Below are 19,093 nucleotides of genomic sequence, written 5' to 3' on the forward strand. Positions count from 1 at the left end.
GATTTGAACAGTGAAATATTATGTGAATTGGCTCCCAAAGCTAAGAAATGATTGTTGCACCAACTATCCATATAATAGCCGGAATGAGAAAATGTTAAATATTTGTCGGTACTTCGGAGTATGGAAGACACTTTAATCAGCCGGCGATGCCTCTTTACCTTGCTTTTCATAGCCTTTCTCTGCACCTGCGGCCGCGCCCAGCATACAATACTGCAAAACGAAACTGCCGACCGCGAACTCCGGGCAGTTTGGATGGCTACCGTCCTGAACATTGATTACCCACAAAACCCTACCCCGAGTGCTGCAACCCTGCAGGCTGATTTTAAAAGCCAGCTCTACCGGCTGCGTCAGGCGGGCATGAACGCAATTTTTGTACAAGTTCGCCCCGCCGGAGATGCGATTTACCCCAGCAGTCTGGCCCCCTGGAGCGAATGGCTCACCGGCGTACAGGGCAAAGCCCCGGTCAGCGATTTCGACCCTCTGGCCTACATGATCAAAACTGCCCATGCGCAGGGCATCGAACTGCACGCATGGGTGAACCCCTACCGCGTTGCGATGACGATGGACAGTCTCGACAAAGCCCCCAACCACCTGCTGAACACCCACCCCGAATGGGTCCGCGCCTACAATGGCCGGCGCTACCTGGATCCCGGCCTGCCCGAAGTGCGCGCTCATCTCGGCGAAGTGATCGACGAACTGATCAGTAATTATGACCTCGATGGTATCCATTTCGATGATTACTTCTACCCCTACCCCGCCGCCGGGCAGCCCTTCCCTGATCGGGAAACCTTCGCCCGTTACAGGCGTAGCCAGCAACTGGCCGACTGGCGCCGCGGCAACGTGAATACCTTCATCGCAGAAACCCACCGCAGAATCAAAGCGAAGAAACCCTGGATTCACTTCGGCATCAGCCCTTACGGTGTATGGCGCAACCAAAGTCAGGACCCCGTCCGAGGCAGCGCTACGCGCGCTTCGGTCAGCAGCTATGACGACCTCTACGGCGACGCCCTCCACTGGGCCAACAACGGTACGGTCGATTATCTGCTGCCCCAGCTTTACTGGAGCATGAACTACGCTCCGGCCGGTTATAAAGTGCTCGCCGACTGGTGGGCCGCCAACACCCCCGCCAGTGTTGCGCTCTACACCGGCCACGCAGCCTATAAAGTAGGCACCGACCCCGCCGACCCCGACGCCTGGAACACCCTCGAAGAGCTACCTAATCAAGTTGCCTACAACCGCAACCTGCCGGCAGTAAGTGGCAGCGTTTTCTTCAGTTCCAAATCCATCCTCCTCAATCCCTTCGGGCTTGCCCAGCGTATGGCCGACGTCTACCCCGCTCCCGCTTTACTCCCCGAAAGAATTGCCCCCTCCCCCGTTACGATGCGCAAGGTGAAAGTTTACAAACCCAAACGCACAGAAAAAGGGATGCTCCTGGTGTGGGAAGTAGACAAAAAACTGCCAAAAGAAGAAGTACCGTACTACTACGCAGTCTATCGTTCCGGCGGAGGAACTCCCACCACGCTACTGCACATAACTCCTTATGGCCAGGGGTGCCACCGACTCCATTACTACGATACAACTGCGGATGCAGCAGTATCGTACGATTATGCTGTGGTGCCTTTAGACCGGTACCACCGGGCACTGTCCGGCAACCTGCAGGCTTCGGTTCGGTAGCTTTAGCCTCAAGGCCGGCGGGACGGTTAATCCGCTACCTGCACCTGGTCATCTTCCAGCAACGGCTTGAGCTGGTAGCGGAAAAACAGCTGGGCCGTGGCCAGCACGTCTTTTTCGCAGTAAGTAGCAATGCGCTCCAAATCGTCTTCCTCCCAGAACACGCGGCCAACCTGACTGCCGTCGATGTCGTCCTTCGGGGTAGGAAAGCCCAGGACGCCCGCCAGGAGTTTCAGGGAAGTATAGGACTTGTAATCGCCGAATTTCCAAAGCTCCATTGTATCCAGGAGGTGCTTGGTTTCCCATGGCTTTTTACCGGCAATGTCGAGCATTTTCGGCAGCGGGAGCTGGTTAGCGATCAACCGCCGGCACATGTACGGCACGTCGAATTCCTTGATGTTATGCCCACAGATGAACTGGGTATGAATATTACCGTAGTACTGGTCGAGCATGGCGCTGAACTCCTGCAACAGTACTTTTTCGTCACGATCAGCGAAGGACTTGAGTCGAATTTTCAACCGTTTGTCTTTATCGCGGTAAACAGCCCCCACACTGATGCAGACGATCTTACCGAACTCAGCATAAATAGCGGCTTTATCGATATAACTGCTTGCGTTTTCCTCTTCGGTCAGTTCTTCGCCGTACCGCTTGAGCACTCCGGGGGCTTTCAGGCCCCAGAGGTACTGGAAGGTTTCGTCGAGGTCACTGTAAGTAGCGCGACCACTCACGGTTTCGATGTCAAGAAAGAGGACTTTGGTTGCGTCGATGTGCTCGATCATTAATGCTGTACTTTAGTATTCAGTAGGGATATTACCAAAGATACGCATTTAGTAGCAAATAGTTGAATTGTTGCAAAAACATTACTTATTTGATAATAAATAATTGAAGTGTCACTTTGTGGCTTCTGGTATCTTCCGGTTATTGGGGCGCAAACGCAGGTGCAAAGTGGGTTTTGGGGAGGCAATGAATCGTTTCTTTTATTACCATGGCTTGAGCATGGTTCGATACCTGCTGATCATTTCCTCCTCCGGCGCACCGGCTTTGTACATCCGAAACACTTTGAGGTTGGCCATTTGTACTTTGTACCATCCGTTGGCCCGGTACTTCCGGGCCGAAACGGTTACCGAGCGGGGAATAACCCGAAAGGGAATTCCTTTTTCCCAGATTCGCTCGATGATATCATAATCCTCCATAATGCGCATATCCCTGAAACCTTCAAGTTCCTGAAAAGTCTGCATCGACAGGTAAAGCGATTGGTCGCCGCCCCTGCAGGCCAGTCCGTTGAAACGGGTACAATAAGCATTGATCCAAAGCAGGGGGTGCCACATATCGAACTTGAAGCGGTAACAGCCTACGGGATAACCTTCGGAGATTGCCTTTTTGATGTCTTCGTAGAAACCTTCGGGGGGCCGGGTGTCGGCATGGATAAAGTACACCGCGTCGAAGCGGTCCTGGTTCAGGCGGGCAGCTTCGTTCATCTGCTGCGCCCGCCCACAGCGGTTGCAGTGCAGATGATTGACCGTGGGGAACTGACTGAGCACCTTTGCGGTATCATCCGTACTTCCACCGTCCGCGATGGTTATCTGGCTACCTGGGGGTAAACCTGAGAGTAAAACGGGGAGTAAAGAGCGAAGATTTTCTGCTTCGTTAAGGGCAGGAGTAATAACGTGTAAACGCATATCAGAATTAAGATCAACCTAGTGCTCTGTCAAACCTAAACGTGGTAGTAGCCTGCGGCATAATCGACCTGACGGAGCACTAATGCCGTAAGGTACGAAAACGATAAAGTCTCCGGATTAGCCCGGCGCCTAATTAAGGCGATAATAACCGGATTTCAGGTAAGCTCCTTCGGGGAACCCGATGGGGTGGTCGTCGTCGTGCGCAGTTTTTTCCAGCAGTGTCCATTTACGGCCTGAGGCCGTAAGAACTGCCTCCACCACCCGGAAGAAATCCTCTGCAGGCACCCGCGCCGAACAGGAGGCAGCGAGCAGAATCCCACCCGGTTCGACCAGCGGAACGGCCAGTTTATTGATCCGGCGGTAAGCATCCAGCGCACCGGGGACTTCCTTTTCGCGCTTAGCGAAGCTGGGCGGATCAACGATGACGACGCCGAAGGTTTCTCCTTTTTTTTGCATCCGCTCCAGGGCAACGAAGGCATCTTCGGCCAGGGTTTCGTGGCGGCGCTCTTCGCCGAAGTTCAGGACGACGTTGCGGCGGGCCATGGCAAGGGCCGGGGCGCTGATGTCCAGACTGACAACGCGGCGGGCTCCGCCGCCGAGCGCATGAACGCTGAAGCCGCCGGCATAGCTGAAGACGTCGAGCACGTCGTGACCTTTTGCCAGTTGGCCTATCCGCCGCCGGTTGGCGCGGTGATCGAGGAAGAAACCCGTTTTATGGCCATGCACTACGTTGGCGACAAAAGATAAGCCGTGCTCCCGGAAGACAACGTCTTCGTCCGCCAGCTCACCGTGGATGACCTGTCCGTCGATAAAGCCCAAAGCCGCGGCGGCTTTTTCTACGTTGCGGGCGCAACGGAAGACGGCCGTTTCGGCCGCGGCGGCTTCAACGATGACCGGGATGAGACCGGAGAGCCAGGGGAACCAGACGGGAGAATAGACCTTGATGACGGCGACGCCGGCGTAGACATCGACGACCAGGCCGGGGAAGCCATCGTTCTCGCCGTGCAGCAGGCGGTATCCGTTCGTGTCCGTTGCAAGCAATGCCTCCCGAACCTTCTTTGCATCCTGCGTCCGCGCCCGAAAGAAATCGTTGTTGATCTGCGCCGGGCTACCCTGGTGTAACACCCGAATCCGGATCGGTGAATCGGGGTCGTAGAGCCCGACACCGATGAATTTGTTTTTCTTGAAGCTGAAGATCACCGCGAGGTCGCCGGCTTTGCCTTCGCCTTTGATTTTGGCTATTGCGCCATCGAACAGCCACGGATGACCGGATTTAAGGGCGCGCTCACCTGCGGCGGTGAGCGTTACGGGCAAACGGTTCATGGACGGGTGATTTAACGGGGAAAAATGGTGGCCTCTACGATTTCGCACAGGGTGTGCCCGATGTGCATATGGCACTCCTGAATGCGCGGCGTATCCGTTGAAGGCACCCGAAGAATGAGGTCGCAAGCTTCCTTCAGAGCTCCGCCATCCGCTCCGGTAAAACCGATGGTTACCATACCGTTTTCGTTAGCTTGCGCAACGGCTTTTACCACGTTCGGCGAATTGCCGGAAGTAGACATCGCGATCAGAACATCTCCTTCCTGGCCGATGGCGGTGATCCAGCGGGCGTACACATCATCGAACGAATAATCGTTCGCTACCGCCGTGATGTATGAGGTATTTACGTGCAGTGCTTCGGCAAAAAGTGCCGGCCGGTCGTAGTAGTAACGCCCCGAGAGTTCGGCCGCGAGGTGCTGGGCATCGGCCGCCGATCCGCCGTTTCCGCAAAAGAAGACTTTGCGTCCGTTGCGGTAAGCCCTCACGATCGCTTCGGTCATTTCTACAATGAGGTTCACCGTAAATTCATCAGACAGCAGTTGCTGTTTGAGGTCTATTGCGTTTTGCAGGTTTTTGCGGATAGTGGATTGCATTCTGCAAAGGTAGTTGGTAGAAGGTAGAATGTAGTGGGTAGTGCTCCTGCACGGGATAGGCATCGGAGTAGAAGTTGGTAGAGGGTAGTGCTACCGCACGGGATAGCTGTCGAAATCGTAGCGGGTAGAACGTAGTGGGTAGTGCTACTGCACAATTTTTCACCTTCTACATTCCACTCGTCATCAGCAAGTCGATATCGGTGCAACGCATCTCGAACCGTTTACCGAGGTAGTCGTTCGTGAGGCAGCCGCGGAAGGTATAAACGCCGTGCCGCATACCCGCCCGGTGCAGGATGAAGTGCTCGAAAGACCTGGCTCCGTCGGCTTTGAGGAGCATGGGAACAAGGACGTTGCTGACCGCAATACTGGCCGTACGCCCTACCCTGCTGGCGAGGTTGGGGACGCAGCAGTGGATTACGTCATGCTTTACGAAGGTGGGCTTATCCAGGCTGGTGAGTTCGCTGGTGGCGAAACAGCCACCCTGATCGATGCTCACGTCTATAATGACGGAGCCGGGGCGCATCTGGCTCACCATTTCTTCGCTTACCATTACCGGTGCGCGGCCGTTTTCGGCGTGAATAGCACCAATTGCGACTTCGGCGGTAACGAGTTCGCGGCGCAGATAGAGGGGGTTGATGGCGCTGGTGTACAACTGGCGGCCAACACTGTTTTGGAGGCGCATCAGTTTATGGATGTTATCATCGAAGATGCGAACTTCGGCGCCCATGCCCAAGGCGGCGCGGGTGGCGTATTCAGCTACAACTCCTCCTCCTAGGATAACAACTTTCGCACTGGGCACTCCGGAGACGCCGCCTAACAGAACGCCGGGTCCTCCTTGGGCGGAGGACAGCAAATGTGCCGCGGTCTGAATAGCGGAAATGCCCGCCATTTCGCTCATAATGCGAACAAGCGGAAAGCAGCCCTCTTCGTCCTGCAGGTACTCCATCGCCAGCGCGATGATACGCTTATGCTTGAGGCGGTAGAGGTACTCGGCACTGATGGTTGGCAACTGCAACGGACTGATGAGCACCGTGTTGGGCTGCATCATGTCGATTTCCTCCAGCGTAGGCGGAGCTACCTTCAGGATAACCTGGGCTTTTCGGTAGACTTCCTGAGCGGAGTAAGCTATTTCTCCTCCACTTTCGCTGTAGGCATGGTCGGTGAAATTGCTGGCTGCGCCAGCCTTCGTTTCAATCAGGACGCGGTGGCCGCGGCTGCTTAGGTTGGCAACGCCACTGGGTACCAGGGCAACACGTTTTTCCTGCAGCGTAATTTCTTTGGGGATACCGATATATAAAGATTCCTGCTTATGCTGCACAGCAAGCGTTTCGGTTTGGGTCTGGCCGTAGCCTGACGTTAGCTCCTCCGGGAGAGATACCTTTTTTTTATCCTTACTGCTCATTGACGATGAATGGGTTACCCGTGCCTGTTGTGGTAACACTTTACGGGCGTCGAGGTTGTGTTTTTAGTGGCAAATTAGACAGGTGCGCTGACGCAGGTGCCGGAATCCGTTTTAGGACGCCCGTTTTTCCGGCCTTGAAAAGCGTTAAAGTCCAACCTTCCGGCACAAAGACTTACCGGCTTGTCATTCTATCAATGAATCAATGACACCGAATTATGCGTTACCTATCCCTCTTAATCTGCCTTCTGGCGGGCCTTTCCCTCCATGCTCAACGCGAAAACAAATCTTCCAACGGCTGGGAGATCAGCGCGAGTTTTGCGCCGGAACTGAGTAAGCGTCCCCTGCTCAATGGCGTCCAGTTCGAAACCGATCCGAATGACATCCCGGTCAGTCAGCGGCCGCAAAATGGCGTTTACGATACCATCAACATTGCGGGACAGGACCGTATTTTCAGCGGAGATTACGTCTACGGGCAGAAGAGTTCTCCGGCAGATTCCGACTTCTGGTTCGGCGCAACCATTACTGCCCATCGTCGTATCGGGACCAACTTTGACTTTTCCGCAGGGATGTTCTTCAACCAAGCAGGATACACTACCGGCGTTGACGACGAAATTATCCAGGGAGGTATCGTCAACACCAGCGCGCCCATTCTCTTCAACCTCGAGGAGGTTGAGCTCCGCTCCGTTGGCCTGACCTTGCGCGGCAACTATCACCTCTTGCCCGAGCGCCGGTTACACCCATATTTCGGGATGGGTATCAATGTTTACCATACCCATCGAAACCAGCGCCCCTTCGGCCGGGCCTATATCGGAGAGACCGTTGAAATTTTGCCCCTGAGCACACCTGTTCCTGATTTGACAAACAGTCAGATCAACCTGGATTTCGTTGCTACCGCAGGCTTACTTTTTCGAATTAGTGATGCCTGGTCGGTTGGGCTTAACGTTACGAGTACCCCGGTCCTGGGACCGGGTTTGGTGGGGATGCAGATTCGGCGGGAGTTGTGAATGAGCGCCTGTAGCCGACTCGCCTCGTGATGAGCGGAGCAGCGCCCGAAAGCTCAGCCAGAGTCGATCGTTATCATTGAATGACTCAACCCTTTTCCCCGAACGCACCCATCAGCGAAAACGACGGGCTGCACCCATCGCCACGTGAGACGGACCTCCGGCCCTCAGCCGCGAGCGTTCCGCGGATCAGCTATCGATTCGGAATGGCCGGGAGGAACGGAGCAGCGCACCGAAACACCCACCACCAAAGCCGATCAATCTCGTTGAATGACTCAACCCTTTTCCCCGAACGCACCCATCAGCGAAAACGACGGGCTACACCCATCGCCACAAGAGACGGACCTCCGGCCCTCAATCGGGAGCGTTCCACCAAGAAACAGGCTTTAAAGAGGTTTTATATCTTGTGGTTCACCTACAACCTAAAGCACCCTGTATGCACCGTATTATCATCCTTTTTCTGTTCCTGCCCGTTTGCCTCACCGCCCAACAAAACGATATCAGTATTTTTGGCAAGGGCTGGTATCTGAGCCTGATGCTTCAGCCGGAAGTCGATTCAAAGTTTATTCTAACTCCCTACGTCACAGCCAACGACACCCTGCCCCGCAGCACAGGGACTGTTTACAATCCATATCCCCGTTTCGGCGTGACCTCCCCTCTTGACGGAGACGAAACCCTTTATTACGAGGAACCCAATCTTCGGCGCAAAGCAGAGCGGGAGCAGATAATCTATAATCTCCTGGCCAGCATTCGTTTCCACTACCGAGTGGACGAGCGACTGGAAATTTCCGCCGGTTTCTTCTTCCTTCCTACTTTCAACGACGAGGAAATAACGGAAGACCCGTTCGAAGACCTCCCCGACGATTTCTACTATTCTTCATGGGGGACCAAGGAGACCTACGGTGGTTTGATGGCCGACTTCAACTATCACCTGCGTAAAGGGAAGCGCCTGCGGCCTTACGTCGGTCTGCAGGGCCGCTTTGGGGTGAGACACACCGAGGGGATTCGGCTTTCGCAGATATTTCCTGGCCTTAACCAGGAAGTTGGTTCGATAGAAAACGTTGTTGAACGCTTCCGTGTCAACACCATTTTTGATTTTGATCTTGACTTGCTGGCCGGTATCAATTACCAACTTAACGATCGCTTCGTGGTTGGCCTCGAAGCTCATCTCGGGCGTTTTCTTGTGCCGGTACCCAGAGCTCTCGTAGTCCGTTACCGGTTGAAATCTCCGGGCGGAGAACCGAATCGTTAACCTCCCCCGGCACCTGCGTTTGCGCCCTAAAAAAATGAGGTTGCTGCACTTGGTGTGTGCAGCAACCTCTCAATGCTGTTCATAAAGTGTCTGTTGCTCTAAGCAACTAATTTGCTGATTCGCTTGCGTAATTCGTGCTCAGACGTCATACCCTTCAGGCTGTCTTTGATTTGATTGCCTTCGAGGAAAAACAAAGACGGGATGCTGCGTACACCAAATTTTTCGGCCAGCGCGCGTTGTTCGTCAATGTTAACCTTTACTATATCTACTTCGCCGTGGTACTCTTCGGCCAGTTTTTCTACCGTTGGTAACAGCGCCTGACAAGGTCCGCACCAATCGGCGTAGAAATCAATAACAAAAGGCTTCCCGCCGGCGACCAGATCGTTGAATTGTTTATTGGATGTGATGGCTTGCATCTTGAAATAATTTTAGAGGTTATCAATTTACACTGCAAAGTTAGGAGGCTTGCGGGGGTAGCAAGTACCAATTTTCCACAGACAGATGTCAATTATTCCCTTTGCCCCCAAAAGCGAAGAGGGATGCTGCCGCAGTGGCAACATCCCTCTTTGTCAGAACGATCGGGTTTGATCCGGTTTCTATTCCAAGACACCCGCGAGGGCACCTTTAGACAGTTCTTCACCCATTTTGGCGTAAGTTCCGTCTTCCAGTTTGGTACGAACGGCCTTGAAGGCGTCGAGCGTAGTCTGGATGTCTTCCGGCGTGTGCTCGGCAGTCGGGATCATACGAAGCAGAATCTGGCCTCTCGGGATCATCGGCGGCAGTACGATGGAGCAGAAGATGCCGTAGTTCTCGCGCATGTCGTAGATAAGGGCACCGGCTTCGTACTCGTTACCGTGCATGTACACGGGTGTTACGCAGGCACCGGTATTTCCGATGTCAAAGCCAGCCTCTTTAAGACCATTCTGCAGGTGGTTTACGTTACGCCACAGTTTTTCGCGTAGTTCGGGCATGGTACGCAGCAGGCGGAGGCGCGTGAGCGCTCCTTTTACCATCGGCATACAGAGGCTCTTAGCGAACAGCTGGCTCCGCAGGTTGTAGCGGAAGAACTCCATGATGTCCTTGTCTCCGGAAATGAAGGCACCGAAGCCAGACATTGCCTTAGCAAAAGTGGAGAAGTAGATATCGATCTGATCCTGGCAACCCTGTGCTTCACCAGCACCCATGCCGGTTTCGCCGAGGGTACCGAAGCCGTGTGCGTCGTCAACGAGGAGGCGGAAACCGTACTCTTCTTTGAACTCACAGATTTCTTTCAGGATACCCTGCTCACCGCGCATACCGAAGACGCCTTCGGAAATCACGAGGATACCGGAATTGCGTTTTTCGGCTTCAGCCTTGGCCTGCTTGAGGCGGACTTCGAAGTGCTCGATGTCGTTGTGCTTGAAGGCATACTTGGGGCCAGTGTGCATCCGGATACCATCCATGATACAGGCGTGGTCGTCGCGGTCGTAAACCACCACATCGTGGCGGCTGAGACAAGCATCGACTACGGACATGATGCCCTGGTAGCCAAAGTTGAGGAGCACACACTCTTCCTTTTGGGTGAACTCAGCGAGTTCTTTTTCAAGTTGGAGGTGAGCATCCGTTTCACCACTCATGATGCGGGCCCCCATCGGGTAAGCCATACCGAACTCAGCTGCAGCTTCGGCATCTGCCTTGCGCACTTCGGGGTGATTGGTAAGCCCCAGGTAAGAGTTGATGCTCCAGATGATATACTCCTTGCCACGGAACTGCATGCGCGGGCCTAGTTCTCCTTCCAGCTTCGGGAAAGAGAAGTAGCCGTGAGCTACGTCCTGGTACTGCCCCAGAGGGCCTTTATGGTTGAACTTTTCGAAAAGATCTTTCATTTGCTTTCGCTTTTGATCGCGCAAAGATAAGAATTCCGTAGAGTAGGCGCGAAATGTTTGCAGCTGCTTAGCGTCGGTAGAGCGTCAAGTTTTCCAGGGGCGCAGACGCGGGTGCAGGGAAAGTTGACAAAACCTTGTTCGTTGTGCGAATGACCGTTTTACCCCGGAGCTATCAGAGCTGGTCTACTTATCAAGTTCGCAACATAAAATTTATGAGGCCCCGTTTACTTAAAGAGGTCAAAAGCCACACCATCCGAAAACCATGTACAAACTCCTGAAACGCTGTTGCCAACTCTTCCTTTTGCTGCTTGCAGCAGTTGTTCTCTTTTTCAATGCAGGATTTTACTTCTCACCGGATGTCCGGTCTGATGAAGGATGCTGCCCGAATAAAGATGTACACCATCAGTTGACCTACCTGAAGAAGAAAATCCACGCAGGAGCGGCGGAAAACATGCAGCACCTCTTCCCCGAAGGGCACCTCTTCATGAACGCACTCTACGGCCTGACCTGGACCGAATTGAACAACGAAGCCGGAGATGAAGCCCTGAACGAAATCGACTGGGCCCTGGCAGAAATGAATTCGGAAACCGGCCGCCGCATTTTCAACGAAGACCTCCCCCTGCCCTACGGCGCCTTCTATCGGGGATGGACCAATTACCTCACCGGAAAAAGACTTGAAGCGGACATTATTTCTCAGGAGATTACCGGACTGCATGAGGAAAACTTCAGGCTCAATTGCCAGGACATTGCAAAGGCCTACGCGGAAGCAGAAAGCCCTTACCTGCAGTCCTACCACGGCGGTATCTGGCCGGCCGATAACCTACTGGCCATCGCTTCCCTTGCCTCATACGACCGTTATTTCGACACCCTCCGGTACCAGCCTCTCATTGAAGGGTGGCTCGCCAAAGTCAAGAAAGCACTAGATCCCGCCACCGGGCTCATCCCCCACGTTGTTTACGAAGGCGCGCCGCCGCAGGGCGCGCGGGGCAGCTCACAAAGCCTGATGCTGAGCCTCCTGCCGGAAATCGATTCCGCATTCGCAGCAGAACAATTCGCTTTGTACCAGCAATACTTTGTCGGCCAGCGTCTGGGCCTCCCCGGCATCCGGGAGTACCCGAAAGGGATGGAGGGTACGGGCGACATCGACTCCGGCCCGGTGATCTGGGGCATCGGCGGAGCAGCCTCGGTGGTGGGCCAACGGGCCGCTTACGTCAACGGCGATTATGAGTTGTATAAAGGTCTGCGGAACAGCATCGAAGCCTTCGGCTTCGGATTCACCTGGTTCGGGAAGAAACGCTATGTTTTCGGCCAACTACCAATTGCGGATGCGTTTATTGCCTGGAGTAATTCGGTAGAGAAAACACCGGCTGATGCACCGTCCTCCGTGCCCTGGCCGATTCATCTTGTATCCCTGGTGTTACTTCTACTCATCCTGTGGGTAGGTTTCAAATTGTGATGAGGTATTGAATCCTCCCGGCATGAGCCTACTCCCACACTTTTTCGCCGATGCTGTCCGGCACGAAGCTACCCCACTTTTCGTTGTAGGTATGTAAACGTTCCGTAGGTTTCCCGTTAGCGTCTTCCAGCGGAAGACCGGCCAGTTTCCAGGCGTACAGGCTCCCGTAGAGATTGTACACATTCGTAAAGCCTCGTTTCCGAAGCTTTTTGGCGGCGCGTTCGCTGCGGTAGCCGACGGTGCAGTACACCACAACGGGCCGTGACTTATCGACGTCTTTCACCGTTTTGAGGTTGAGGTTATCGTAGCCAATATTAATTGCTCCGGGCAGATGACTAACGTCGTACTCAAAAGATTCCCTGGCGTCCAGAAACAGTACATTGTCCAGAGATGCAGCTTCTTTGGCGCTAACGGCCAGTTCGTCGGCAGATATGAGTTTCTCTAGTTTCTGGTCCAGCTGATCGTATCCCGTTTGCAGGCGGGCGGGCACATTCTGGGCGCGGCCGCAGGTTGCAAGGGAAAGGACAAAGAGCAAGGAGGCGAGGGCTCGTTTCATAATAATAAGTAAACGCATCAACCGGGGATTCAGTTATCCACCGCTAAAAAATCGCGGATGATCTGCTCCCCTACAGCCGCCGACTTCTCGGGGTGAAACTGCGCTGCGTAGAAGTTGTCTTTTTGCAGCATTGCTGCGTATTCAACACCACAGTATTCAGTAGTCGCTACGGTATCAGCGCCGGTTTCAACGTAGTAACTGTGGACGTAGTAACAGAAGTCATTATCCACCTCCTTGCTCACCCAGTTGTTGTTTGCGGATAGTTTGACGTTGTTCCAGCCCATGTGCGGTACTTTGTCACCATTGACTGGCCGGAAGCGCTTCACCCTTTCGGGGAAAACGCCGATACAGGGAACGTCCCCCTCTTCACTATGGCTGCATAACAGTTGCATCCCTACACAGATGCCAAAAACTGGTTGTTTCAGTGAACGAATCAGCTCGGTTAGTCCCGTCTCGTTCAGGTGCTTCATGGTGCTCTCCGCTGCGCCCACCCCGGGGAAGATAACCTTATCGGCTGCCCGGATTACGTCGTGGTCACTGGTGAGCACGTGCTCTACGCCGATTCGCTCCAGGGCGTAAAGAACGGATCGAATATTGCCGGCGTTGTAGTCTATTACTGCTATCACGTGAAAGAATAGTTCGTTTTATCGATAAAGGCTGACAAATATCGCCTTTTCCGACTTCATGGATTAAAAAACAACACATCACCTGATTTTTAGATCAGTCGCCGCTTCTCTTTGATTAGAGCTTCCAGTTCTTTTCTCCTTGCTTTTGAGACGGGCAGCATGCAATCATCTTCCATCACCAGGCTTCCTCCATCAGAACGATCTATTCGTTTCACATAAAGAAGATTGATAAGAGCAGTGGTATGGCTGCGAAAGAAATCATAATCCTCCAATAACCTTTCGTAATACTTGAGATTTTTAGAGACTGTAATGGTGCTGCCTGATTTGAAGTGAAAGTTGGTGTAACTACCATTCGCGACACAATAAGTGATCTCGTTAATGTGAACCATCTCGTACCCTTTTTCAGTAGACAGAGCAATTTTGTGTTGTTTGCGGTTGAAGTTACGTACTTGCTGTACCATCTCTTCCATCGACACATGAAACGACTTTACCCCAACTCTCTTCACCGCGCTATCCACCGCCTGAGTAAGTTTATCGACATCAATGGGTTTGAGCAGATAAGAGATTGCCATGAACTCAAATGCTCTGATAGCGAACCGATCGTATGCCGTCACGAATATGATCTCGAAAGATATTTCGTTCAATTGCTCCAGCAGGGTAAAGGCAGTTTCTGTACCAAGTTGAATATCCAGAAACACCAATTGGGGGTTCTCGTCTTCAATAAGTTCTGCTGCCTTTTTCACGCTTGAAGCAACACCTGCAACATTAACGTCGGGGCAAAATTCTTCCAGCAGGATCAAAATATTTTCACGGCTGCTGGCTTCATCATCAACGACAATGGATTTCAACTTTTCTTTTCTCATTGGTCTGGCGTTTGGTAAGAATCAGTTTAGGAAAGGGAGGTAAATCCTGGCCCGTGTTCCCGCAGCCGTTCCATCCGGATGGTGCAAGTCTTCGATAAAAAGTCTCGCGCTTGTGTAACCAAGGGCTTGAAGGTATTTCAGAGTTTCCTGGGTATTGCTCGTTGAAATGGATAGGTGGCGCCCCGCTTGTAAGCGAGCACCACCAGCAGCTGCGCGTCCTCTCCCATTGTCTTCCACGACGCATTCAATACAGTTTTCGAAAGGCTTAAAACTTACGGTTAATACTCCTTGATAGGAGAGTCCCGTAAGGCCATGCTGAATAGCATTCTCCACAATAGGTTGAACCATCATACTGGGTATTTCTACGTCTAAATCACGTAAGGAGTCGGCCACGTTCAATTCGAAAACAAAACTGTCTCTGAAGCGCAGTTTTTCAAGTTCCAGGTATGTTTCTATAAGCCCTATTTCTTTGTTCAGTGCTATACTACCCGTAGTAGAAGATTGTGCGATTGTCCGGAGAAGGTCTGAAAACTTCCCCAGGTAGTTGTACGCGTCCATCTTCTTTGACTTGAGGATGAAATTCTGGATACCGGTGATCGCATTAAAGAGAAAGTGCGGATTCATCTGTGACTTAAGTAAGCGCACTTTCGTTTCTGCAATAACCCGGTTTTTATTGGCAATATTGACGCGGCTCCTGGCACTGATAAGTAAAAAGAGGATACCAAAAAAAACTACAAGGCCAATCACTACATTGTACATCGCCCGCCTCCGGTTCAGCAATGTCTGCTTCTGTTCTTCTTCTACCAGCAGAAGGCGCTCTATCTCCCAGTCCTTTTCCCGCAAAGCTTGTTTTGCGCGTATGGATTGAATTTCACTTTTGGCTTTCAACCCCGTTTGTTCTTCGTTGATGGTGTGATACTCCTTGAAATACGCAAGAGCCTTCTCATTATCCCCCACTTCTTCATAATACTCAGACAAACTCTTCCGGCAGAACGAAATGCCGAAAGCAAATCGAAGTGAATCCGAAACCTGACACCCTTCCATCAAACAAGCGTAAGCTTTGGTATAGTTTTTCTTCCCCAGGTAAGCCTCGTAAAGGTTAAAGTTGATCATAGCGGTGCTGATCGTCAACTCATCAGAAGCAGGCAATTCTCGCTCCACCAATAGTTCAATTGCCTGTTCGTACTTCTTCTGACTTATGTAGAGGTAAGACAAGTTCGACAACGAATACTTTTCTAACTCCCCCAGCTTTTCTTCGCGGGCCAGACGCAGAGCACCCTCTGCAAAGTAAATTGCGGAGTCTACCGTCCCGGTGCTGAATTCCAGAATAGCGCCCGTCAGCAAAAGGTGAGACGATATACTTGGCTCTTTAAGCTTATTGACAAGCTTCTCTGCCTGGTCAAAATGGATAACAGCCTGATCAAAATCATGAAATCGGATGAGTGTATTTGCCTGTCCCAACAAATTCCAGCACATCATTTTTGAGTCTCCCTGCGACTTCGCTATTTCAAAAGCATCGTTATACAGTTGCAGTGCTTCGGGATAATCTCCCTTGAGGTAAATAATGCGGGCCAGAGCGTTTTTCAGTTTTGCAGCATCTTCAAAATCCTTGTTATCCAGCGCAATGCTGGCCAGCCCGTTGATATAGTCAGCGAACTCTTCCATGCCTCCCATCTCGGTAATCAACGAATCTTTACGGTCATACCAAACCTCCAACTCTCTTGTAGCCGGATCAGAACGCAGAACCGGCATCAGCTCTCTGACCTTCTCTCCGTAACCAGCAGTGTCCGTTAAAAATTCTACGGGTATCTTCCTGGTAACCTCCTGATCAAACGAGGGGCCTCCACTAGACACAACCTGATCTTCTGCACCTTCAGACTCGCACCCCAAAAGAAAAAACAGCAAGATCACCACACCAGGCAAAACAAAAAAACCAGGTAATAACCTTCGTTTACGCAAGTCTGTTTTAATGAGAGACATCTAAATTCATTGATCTGTTAGTCAACTTATGAATGCCCTAATATAGCTTTATCTATCCATTCCGTGAATTCATTTGTGCCTCCAGTGAATCCGGAACGGTAAATGACAAAGGCAAACTCGTTCTTTATATCATGAACGACACGCCTTATACGTTAGCGATTACACTATGAACAGACTTTATGAGAGACGTTGATTGTATGGCCATCCGATGACTGGATGGCCATTATTTTGTTACAGCTACAACTGAACCCAACGGCCCGTCAGACCTGAATATGGTAGCAGCCCGCGGCATCTTTTCAATTCTGACTGCGTCGCTCAAATCCTTGTTGAACTCCGGATCGAGTCCCTTGCCAGGCTCAAAAACCTGCCAGCAATCTACCACCGATTTAAGTTTTGACAGACTACTAAAGCATCCCTTTCGTAGACGGTAACCGCATGTTGTCTACATCCCGCCGCTTTGCAGCTTTGATGGATTTGGCGAGTGCCTTAAAGGTAGCCTCAATCATGTGGTGCTCATTTTGCCCTTCGGCCTTGATCGCCAAATTACATTTCGCCCCGTCACTGAAAGATTTGAAGAAGTGATGGAACATCTCAGTAGGCATATCCCCGATCTTCTCACGCTTGTAGCTACAGTCCCACACCAACCAGGGCCGGCCGCCAAAGTCGAGGCGTACGTCCACCGTAGACTCGTCCATTACCAGGTTAAACCCATAGCGCTCTATGCCCAGCTTATCTCCGAGTGCCTGCCCGAAAGCTTCGCCCAGAGCAATAGCGGTATCCTCGATGGTGTGGTGTTCGTCGATGTGGAGATCGCCATCTACGGCGACACTGAGGTCGCAGCCTGAATGACGGCCCAACTGATCGAGCATGTGATCGAAGAAGCCAAGACCGGTGTTCATGTCCGTTTTCCCTGTCCCGTCAAGGTCCAGTTCGATTTTAATGTCGGTCTCCTTCGTCTTACGGTGAATGGAGGCCGTTCTGGACGCAAGACGAAGCAAGCGGTAAATCTCTTCCCAGCTGGTGGTCGTCAGGGCAATTGTATCGTTCAGGCTTGCGAGTTGGTCCACGTCCAGTTCCTCTGCGCCCAGCTCCGGATCGGTGGCGATCCAAATGCCCTTCGCCCCCATATTCTTGGCCAACTGAATATCGGTCAGGCGATCACCTACTACGTAGCTGTTGGCCAGATCGTGATCACCGGTCATGTAGTGCTCTACCAACTTGGTTCCTGGCTTGCGGGTGGGCTGGTTATCGGCCGCAAAAGTCCGGTCAATCACCTGTTCAGAGAAGGTGATGCCTTCGGCTTCCAGCGCGCGGAGCATGGCGTTGTGGGTTGGCCAGAAATTTTCCTCGGGGTAGCTCTCCGTTCCCAGTCCGTCCTGGTTCGTTACCATCACCAGTTCGTAATCGAGCTCACGCACGATGCGGCCCAGCCAGCGGAAGACACCGGGGTAGAAATTGAGCTTGTCAATGTGGTCTACCTGATAATCTGCCGGTTCGAGGATGAGGGTGCCGTCGCGGTCAAGGAAAAGTACTCTTTTGGACATATAACTGATTTTAAAAACCCTGCGATCAGGCAAGGTTACGCCATTTGGGCAATAAGATTTAACAAATACAAGCCTGCGACCTTATTCCCGGACGCGGACACAACCCTGCCTATAACACCTCTGCTCCTCCAGCATTCTCAGCGCCTGCAGCAGGGGACAACATTTACAGCGCTTTCAGCGCCGCCAGCAAGCGATCGTTTTCTTCCGCAAGTCCTGCCGTGATGCGCAGACAGTTCTCCGCGTTCGGCTGGTAGGCCTGGTTGCGTACCACAATGGCGTTGTCCAGCAGGTTTTGGTAAACGGTGGAAGAATCCTTGAACCGGACCAGAAGGAAATTGGTCACCGACGGAAAGATATAGTCCACGCAGTCCAGCTTAGCCAGTTCTGCTTCCAGCCGCTTCCGTTCGCTGATGAGGGTGTCTACTTTGGCCTGCATCTCCTCTTTTTTCCCGAGTGCATCCAGTGCGACCCCGGTCGTAAGGACGTTGATGTTGTACGGCATCTTGATGGTATTGAGCATCCGGATGATGAACGGCGAAGCAAAGGCCGCACCACAACGGATACCGGCCATGCCCCAGCCTTTGCTCAGCGTTTGAGTGATGATGAGGTTAGGGAATTCGTCGAGTCGGCCAAGGAAGCTCAACTCCGGAACGAAGTCGATGTACGCCTCGTCGAGCACCACGATGCCCGGAAACGTATGGATGAGGTCTTCCAGCACAGCGGGGTCCATGGCGTTTCCGCTCGGGTTGTTTGGGCTACAGAGCCAGAGGATTTTGCTGCGGTCGTCCCAGGTAGCCTTCAGTTCATCCACCGGGATGGTGAATTCGGGCGTGAGGTTGGTATCGCGAAACTCCGCGCCGGCGATGCCGGCGGCCACTTTGTACATCCCGAAGGTCGGAGGCAACGCATGAACAGCGTCGTTCTCTTTGCAGAAGATGCGGGTGATCTGATCTACCAGCTCATCGGAGCCATTCCCGAAGACGATTTGATCGGGATTGAAGTTTTTGAGCTTGCCCAGCGCAAGGCGCAACTCGGTGGATGATGGATCCGGGTAGCGGTTACGGCCGGTGGGCCAGGGGCTTTCGTTGGCGTCCAGCAGTACATCGGCGCGGCCTTTGAACTCCGCCCGGGCGCTGGAGTATGCTTTCAGGGAAAGAAGGTTGGGGCGAACGAGAGCTTCGATTTTTTCGGTCGTCCAGTTAATCTTCGTAGTAGTCATTGGTTGTAATTTCAGGATAAGGAAATAGTTTGGGGATCGAACGTGCGCGCTGCTATTTACCTTTAT

Annotated in this window: 17 protein-coding genes; 4 read left to right on the forward strand and 13 right to left on the reverse strand. The window is 52.5% G+C overall.

Annotated elements, in window-relative coordinates; all coding sequences use genetic code 11:
* Window positions 1-120: 120 nt before the first annotated feature.
* On the forward strand, window positions 121-1,674 hold the full coding sequence (locus tag FUA23_RS08240) for a glycoside hydrolase family 10 protein (RefSeq protein WP_147930258.1): 1,554 nt from the start codon (window positions 121-123) through the stop codon (window positions 1,672-1,674).
* Window positions 1,675-1,700: 26 nt separating this feature from the next.
* Here FUA23_RS08240 and FUA23_RS08245 read toward each other — a convergent pair whose 3' ends face one another.
* The 5 genes from FUA23_RS08245 to FUA23_RS08265 all read right to left on the reverse strand — a co-directional run bounded on the left by FUA23_RS08245 (window position 1,701) and on the right by FUA23_RS08265 (window position 6,665).
* A complete protein-coding gene (locus FUA23_RS08245) occupies window positions 1,701-2,450 on the reverse strand; it encodes a ribonuclease H-like domain-containing protein (protein WP_147930259.1) in 750 nt (249 codons plus the stop codon).
* A 201-nt stretch (window positions 2,451-2,651) separates the two neighbouring features.
* The gene (locus FUA23_RS08250; RefSeq protein WP_147930260.1) at window positions 2,652-3,350 is read right to left on the reverse strand and encodes a glycosyltransferase; all 699 of its coding nucleotides are present in this window, start codon (window positions 3,348-3,350) and stop codon (window positions 2,652-2,654) included.
* Window positions 3,351-3,479: 129 nt separating this feature from the next.
* The gene (locus FUA23_RS08255) at window positions 3,480-4,673 is read right to left on the reverse strand and encodes a class I SAM-dependent rRNA methyltransferase (RefSeq protein ID WP_187270937.1); all 1,194 of its coding nucleotides are present in this window, start codon (window positions 4,671-4,673) and stop codon (window positions 3,480-3,482) included.
* Between the two features lie 11 nt (window positions 4,674-4,684).
* Window positions 4,685-5,263 carry a D-sedoheptulose-7-phosphate isomerase gene (locus FUA23_RS08260; RefSeq protein WP_147930261.1) on the reverse strand — a complete coding sequence of 193 codons (579 nt, stop codon included), beginning with the start codon at window positions 5,261-5,263 and terminating at the stop codon, window positions 4,685-4,687.
* Between the two features lie 166 nt (window positions 5,264-5,429).
* Window positions 5,430-6,665 (reverse strand): alanine dehydrogenase, encoded by a 1,236-nt coding sequence (locus tag FUA23_RS08265; RefSeq protein ID WP_147930262.1) that lies wholly within the window; start codon window positions 6,663-6,665, stop codon window positions 5,430-5,432.
* A gap of 215 nt (window positions 6,666-6,880) precedes the next feature.
* On the opposite strand from FUA23_RS08265, the gene FUA23_RS08270 reads away from it, so the two are divergent.
* On the forward strand, window positions 6,881-7,669 hold the full coding sequence (locus tag FUA23_RS08270; RefSeq protein WP_147930263.1) for a hypothetical protein: 789 nt from the start codon (window positions 6,881-6,883) through the stop codon (window positions 7,667-7,669).
* Between the two features lie 433 nt (window positions 7,670-8,102).
* A complete protein-coding gene (locus FUA23_RS08275) occupies window positions 8,103-8,918 on the forward strand; it encodes a hypothetical protein (protein WP_147930264.1) in 816 nt (271 codons plus the stop codon).
* 98 nt (window positions 8,919-9,016) lie between these two features.
* On the opposite strand, the gene trxA is transcribed toward FUA23_RS08275, so the two are convergent.
* The gene (trxA, locus tag FUA23_RS08280; RefSeq protein WP_147930265.1) at window positions 9,017-9,334 is read right to left on the reverse strand and encodes a thioredoxin; all 318 of its coding nucleotides are present in this window, start codon (window positions 9,332-9,334) and stop codon (window positions 9,017-9,019) included.
* Window positions 9,335-9,514: 180 nt separating this feature from the next.
* Entirely contained in the window at window positions 9,515-10,783 is a 1,269-nt protein-coding gene (locus FUA23_RS08285) for an aminotransferase class I/II-fold pyridoxal phosphate-dependent enzyme (RefSeq protein WP_147930266.1), read from the reverse strand.
* Between the two features lie 262 nt (window positions 10,784-11,045).
* Here FUA23_RS08285 and FUA23_RS08290 point away from each other — a divergent pair, with 262 nt between their 5' ends.
* Complete coding sequence (locus FUA23_RS08290) at window positions 11,046-12,239, forward strand: hypothetical protein (protein WP_147930267.1); 1,194 nt, start codon at window positions 11,046-11,048, stop codon at window positions 12,237-12,239.
* 28 nt (window positions 12,240-12,267) lie between these two features.
* Here FUA23_RS08290 and FUA23_RS08295 read toward each other — a convergent pair whose 3' ends face one another.
* The 6 genes from FUA23_RS08295 to hisC all read right to left on the reverse strand — a co-directional run bounded on the left by FUA23_RS08295 (window position 12,268) and on the right by hisC (window position 19,027).
* A complete protein-coding gene (locus FUA23_RS08295) occupies window positions 12,268-12,795 on the reverse strand; it encodes a rhodanese-like domain-containing protein (RefSeq protein WP_187270938.1) in 528 nt (175 codons plus the stop codon).
* Between the two features lie 29 nt (window positions 12,796-12,824).
* Window positions 12,825-13,421, reverse strand: a complete 597-nt coding sequence (hisH, locus tag FUA23_RS08300) for an imidazole glycerol phosphate synthase subunit HisH (protein ID WP_147930269.1) — start codon at window positions 13,419-13,421, stop codon at window positions 12,825-12,827.
* Between the two features lie 89 nt (window positions 13,422-13,510).
* Window positions 13,511-14,284, reverse strand: coding sequence for a LytR/AlgR family response regulator transcription factor (locus tag FUA23_RS08305; RefSeq protein ID WP_147930270.1), 774 nt, complete (start codon window positions 14,282-14,284; stop codon window positions 13,511-13,513).
* Window positions 14,285-14,305: 21 nt separating this feature from the next.
* Window positions 14,306-16,264, reverse strand: coding sequence for a histidine kinase (locus tag FUA23_RS08310; RefSeq protein ID WP_147930271.1), 1,959 nt, complete (start codon window positions 16,262-16,264; stop codon window positions 14,306-14,308).
* 404 nt (window positions 16,265-16,668) lie between these two features.
* Complete coding sequence (hisB, locus tag FUA23_RS08315) at window positions 16,669-17,808, reverse strand: bifunctional histidinol-phosphatase/imidazoleglycerol-phosphate dehydratase HisB (protein WP_147930272.1); 1,140 nt, start codon at window positions 17,806-17,808, stop codon at window positions 16,669-16,671.
* Window positions 17,809-17,971: 163 nt separating this feature from the next.
* Window positions 17,972-19,027 carry a histidinol-phosphate transaminase gene (gene hisC / locus FUA23_RS08320; RefSeq protein ID WP_147930273.1) on the reverse strand — a complete coding sequence of 352 codons (1,056 nt, stop codon included), beginning with the start codon at window positions 19,025-19,027 and terminating at the stop codon, window positions 17,972-17,974.
* Window positions 19,028-19,093: the final 66 nt, after the last annotated feature.

This window comes from Neolewinella aurantiaca (assembly GCF_008014675.1).
Classification (GTDB): domain Bacteria; phylum Bacteroidota; class Bacteroidia; order Chitinophagales; family Saprospiraceae; genus Neolewinella; species Neolewinella aurantiaca.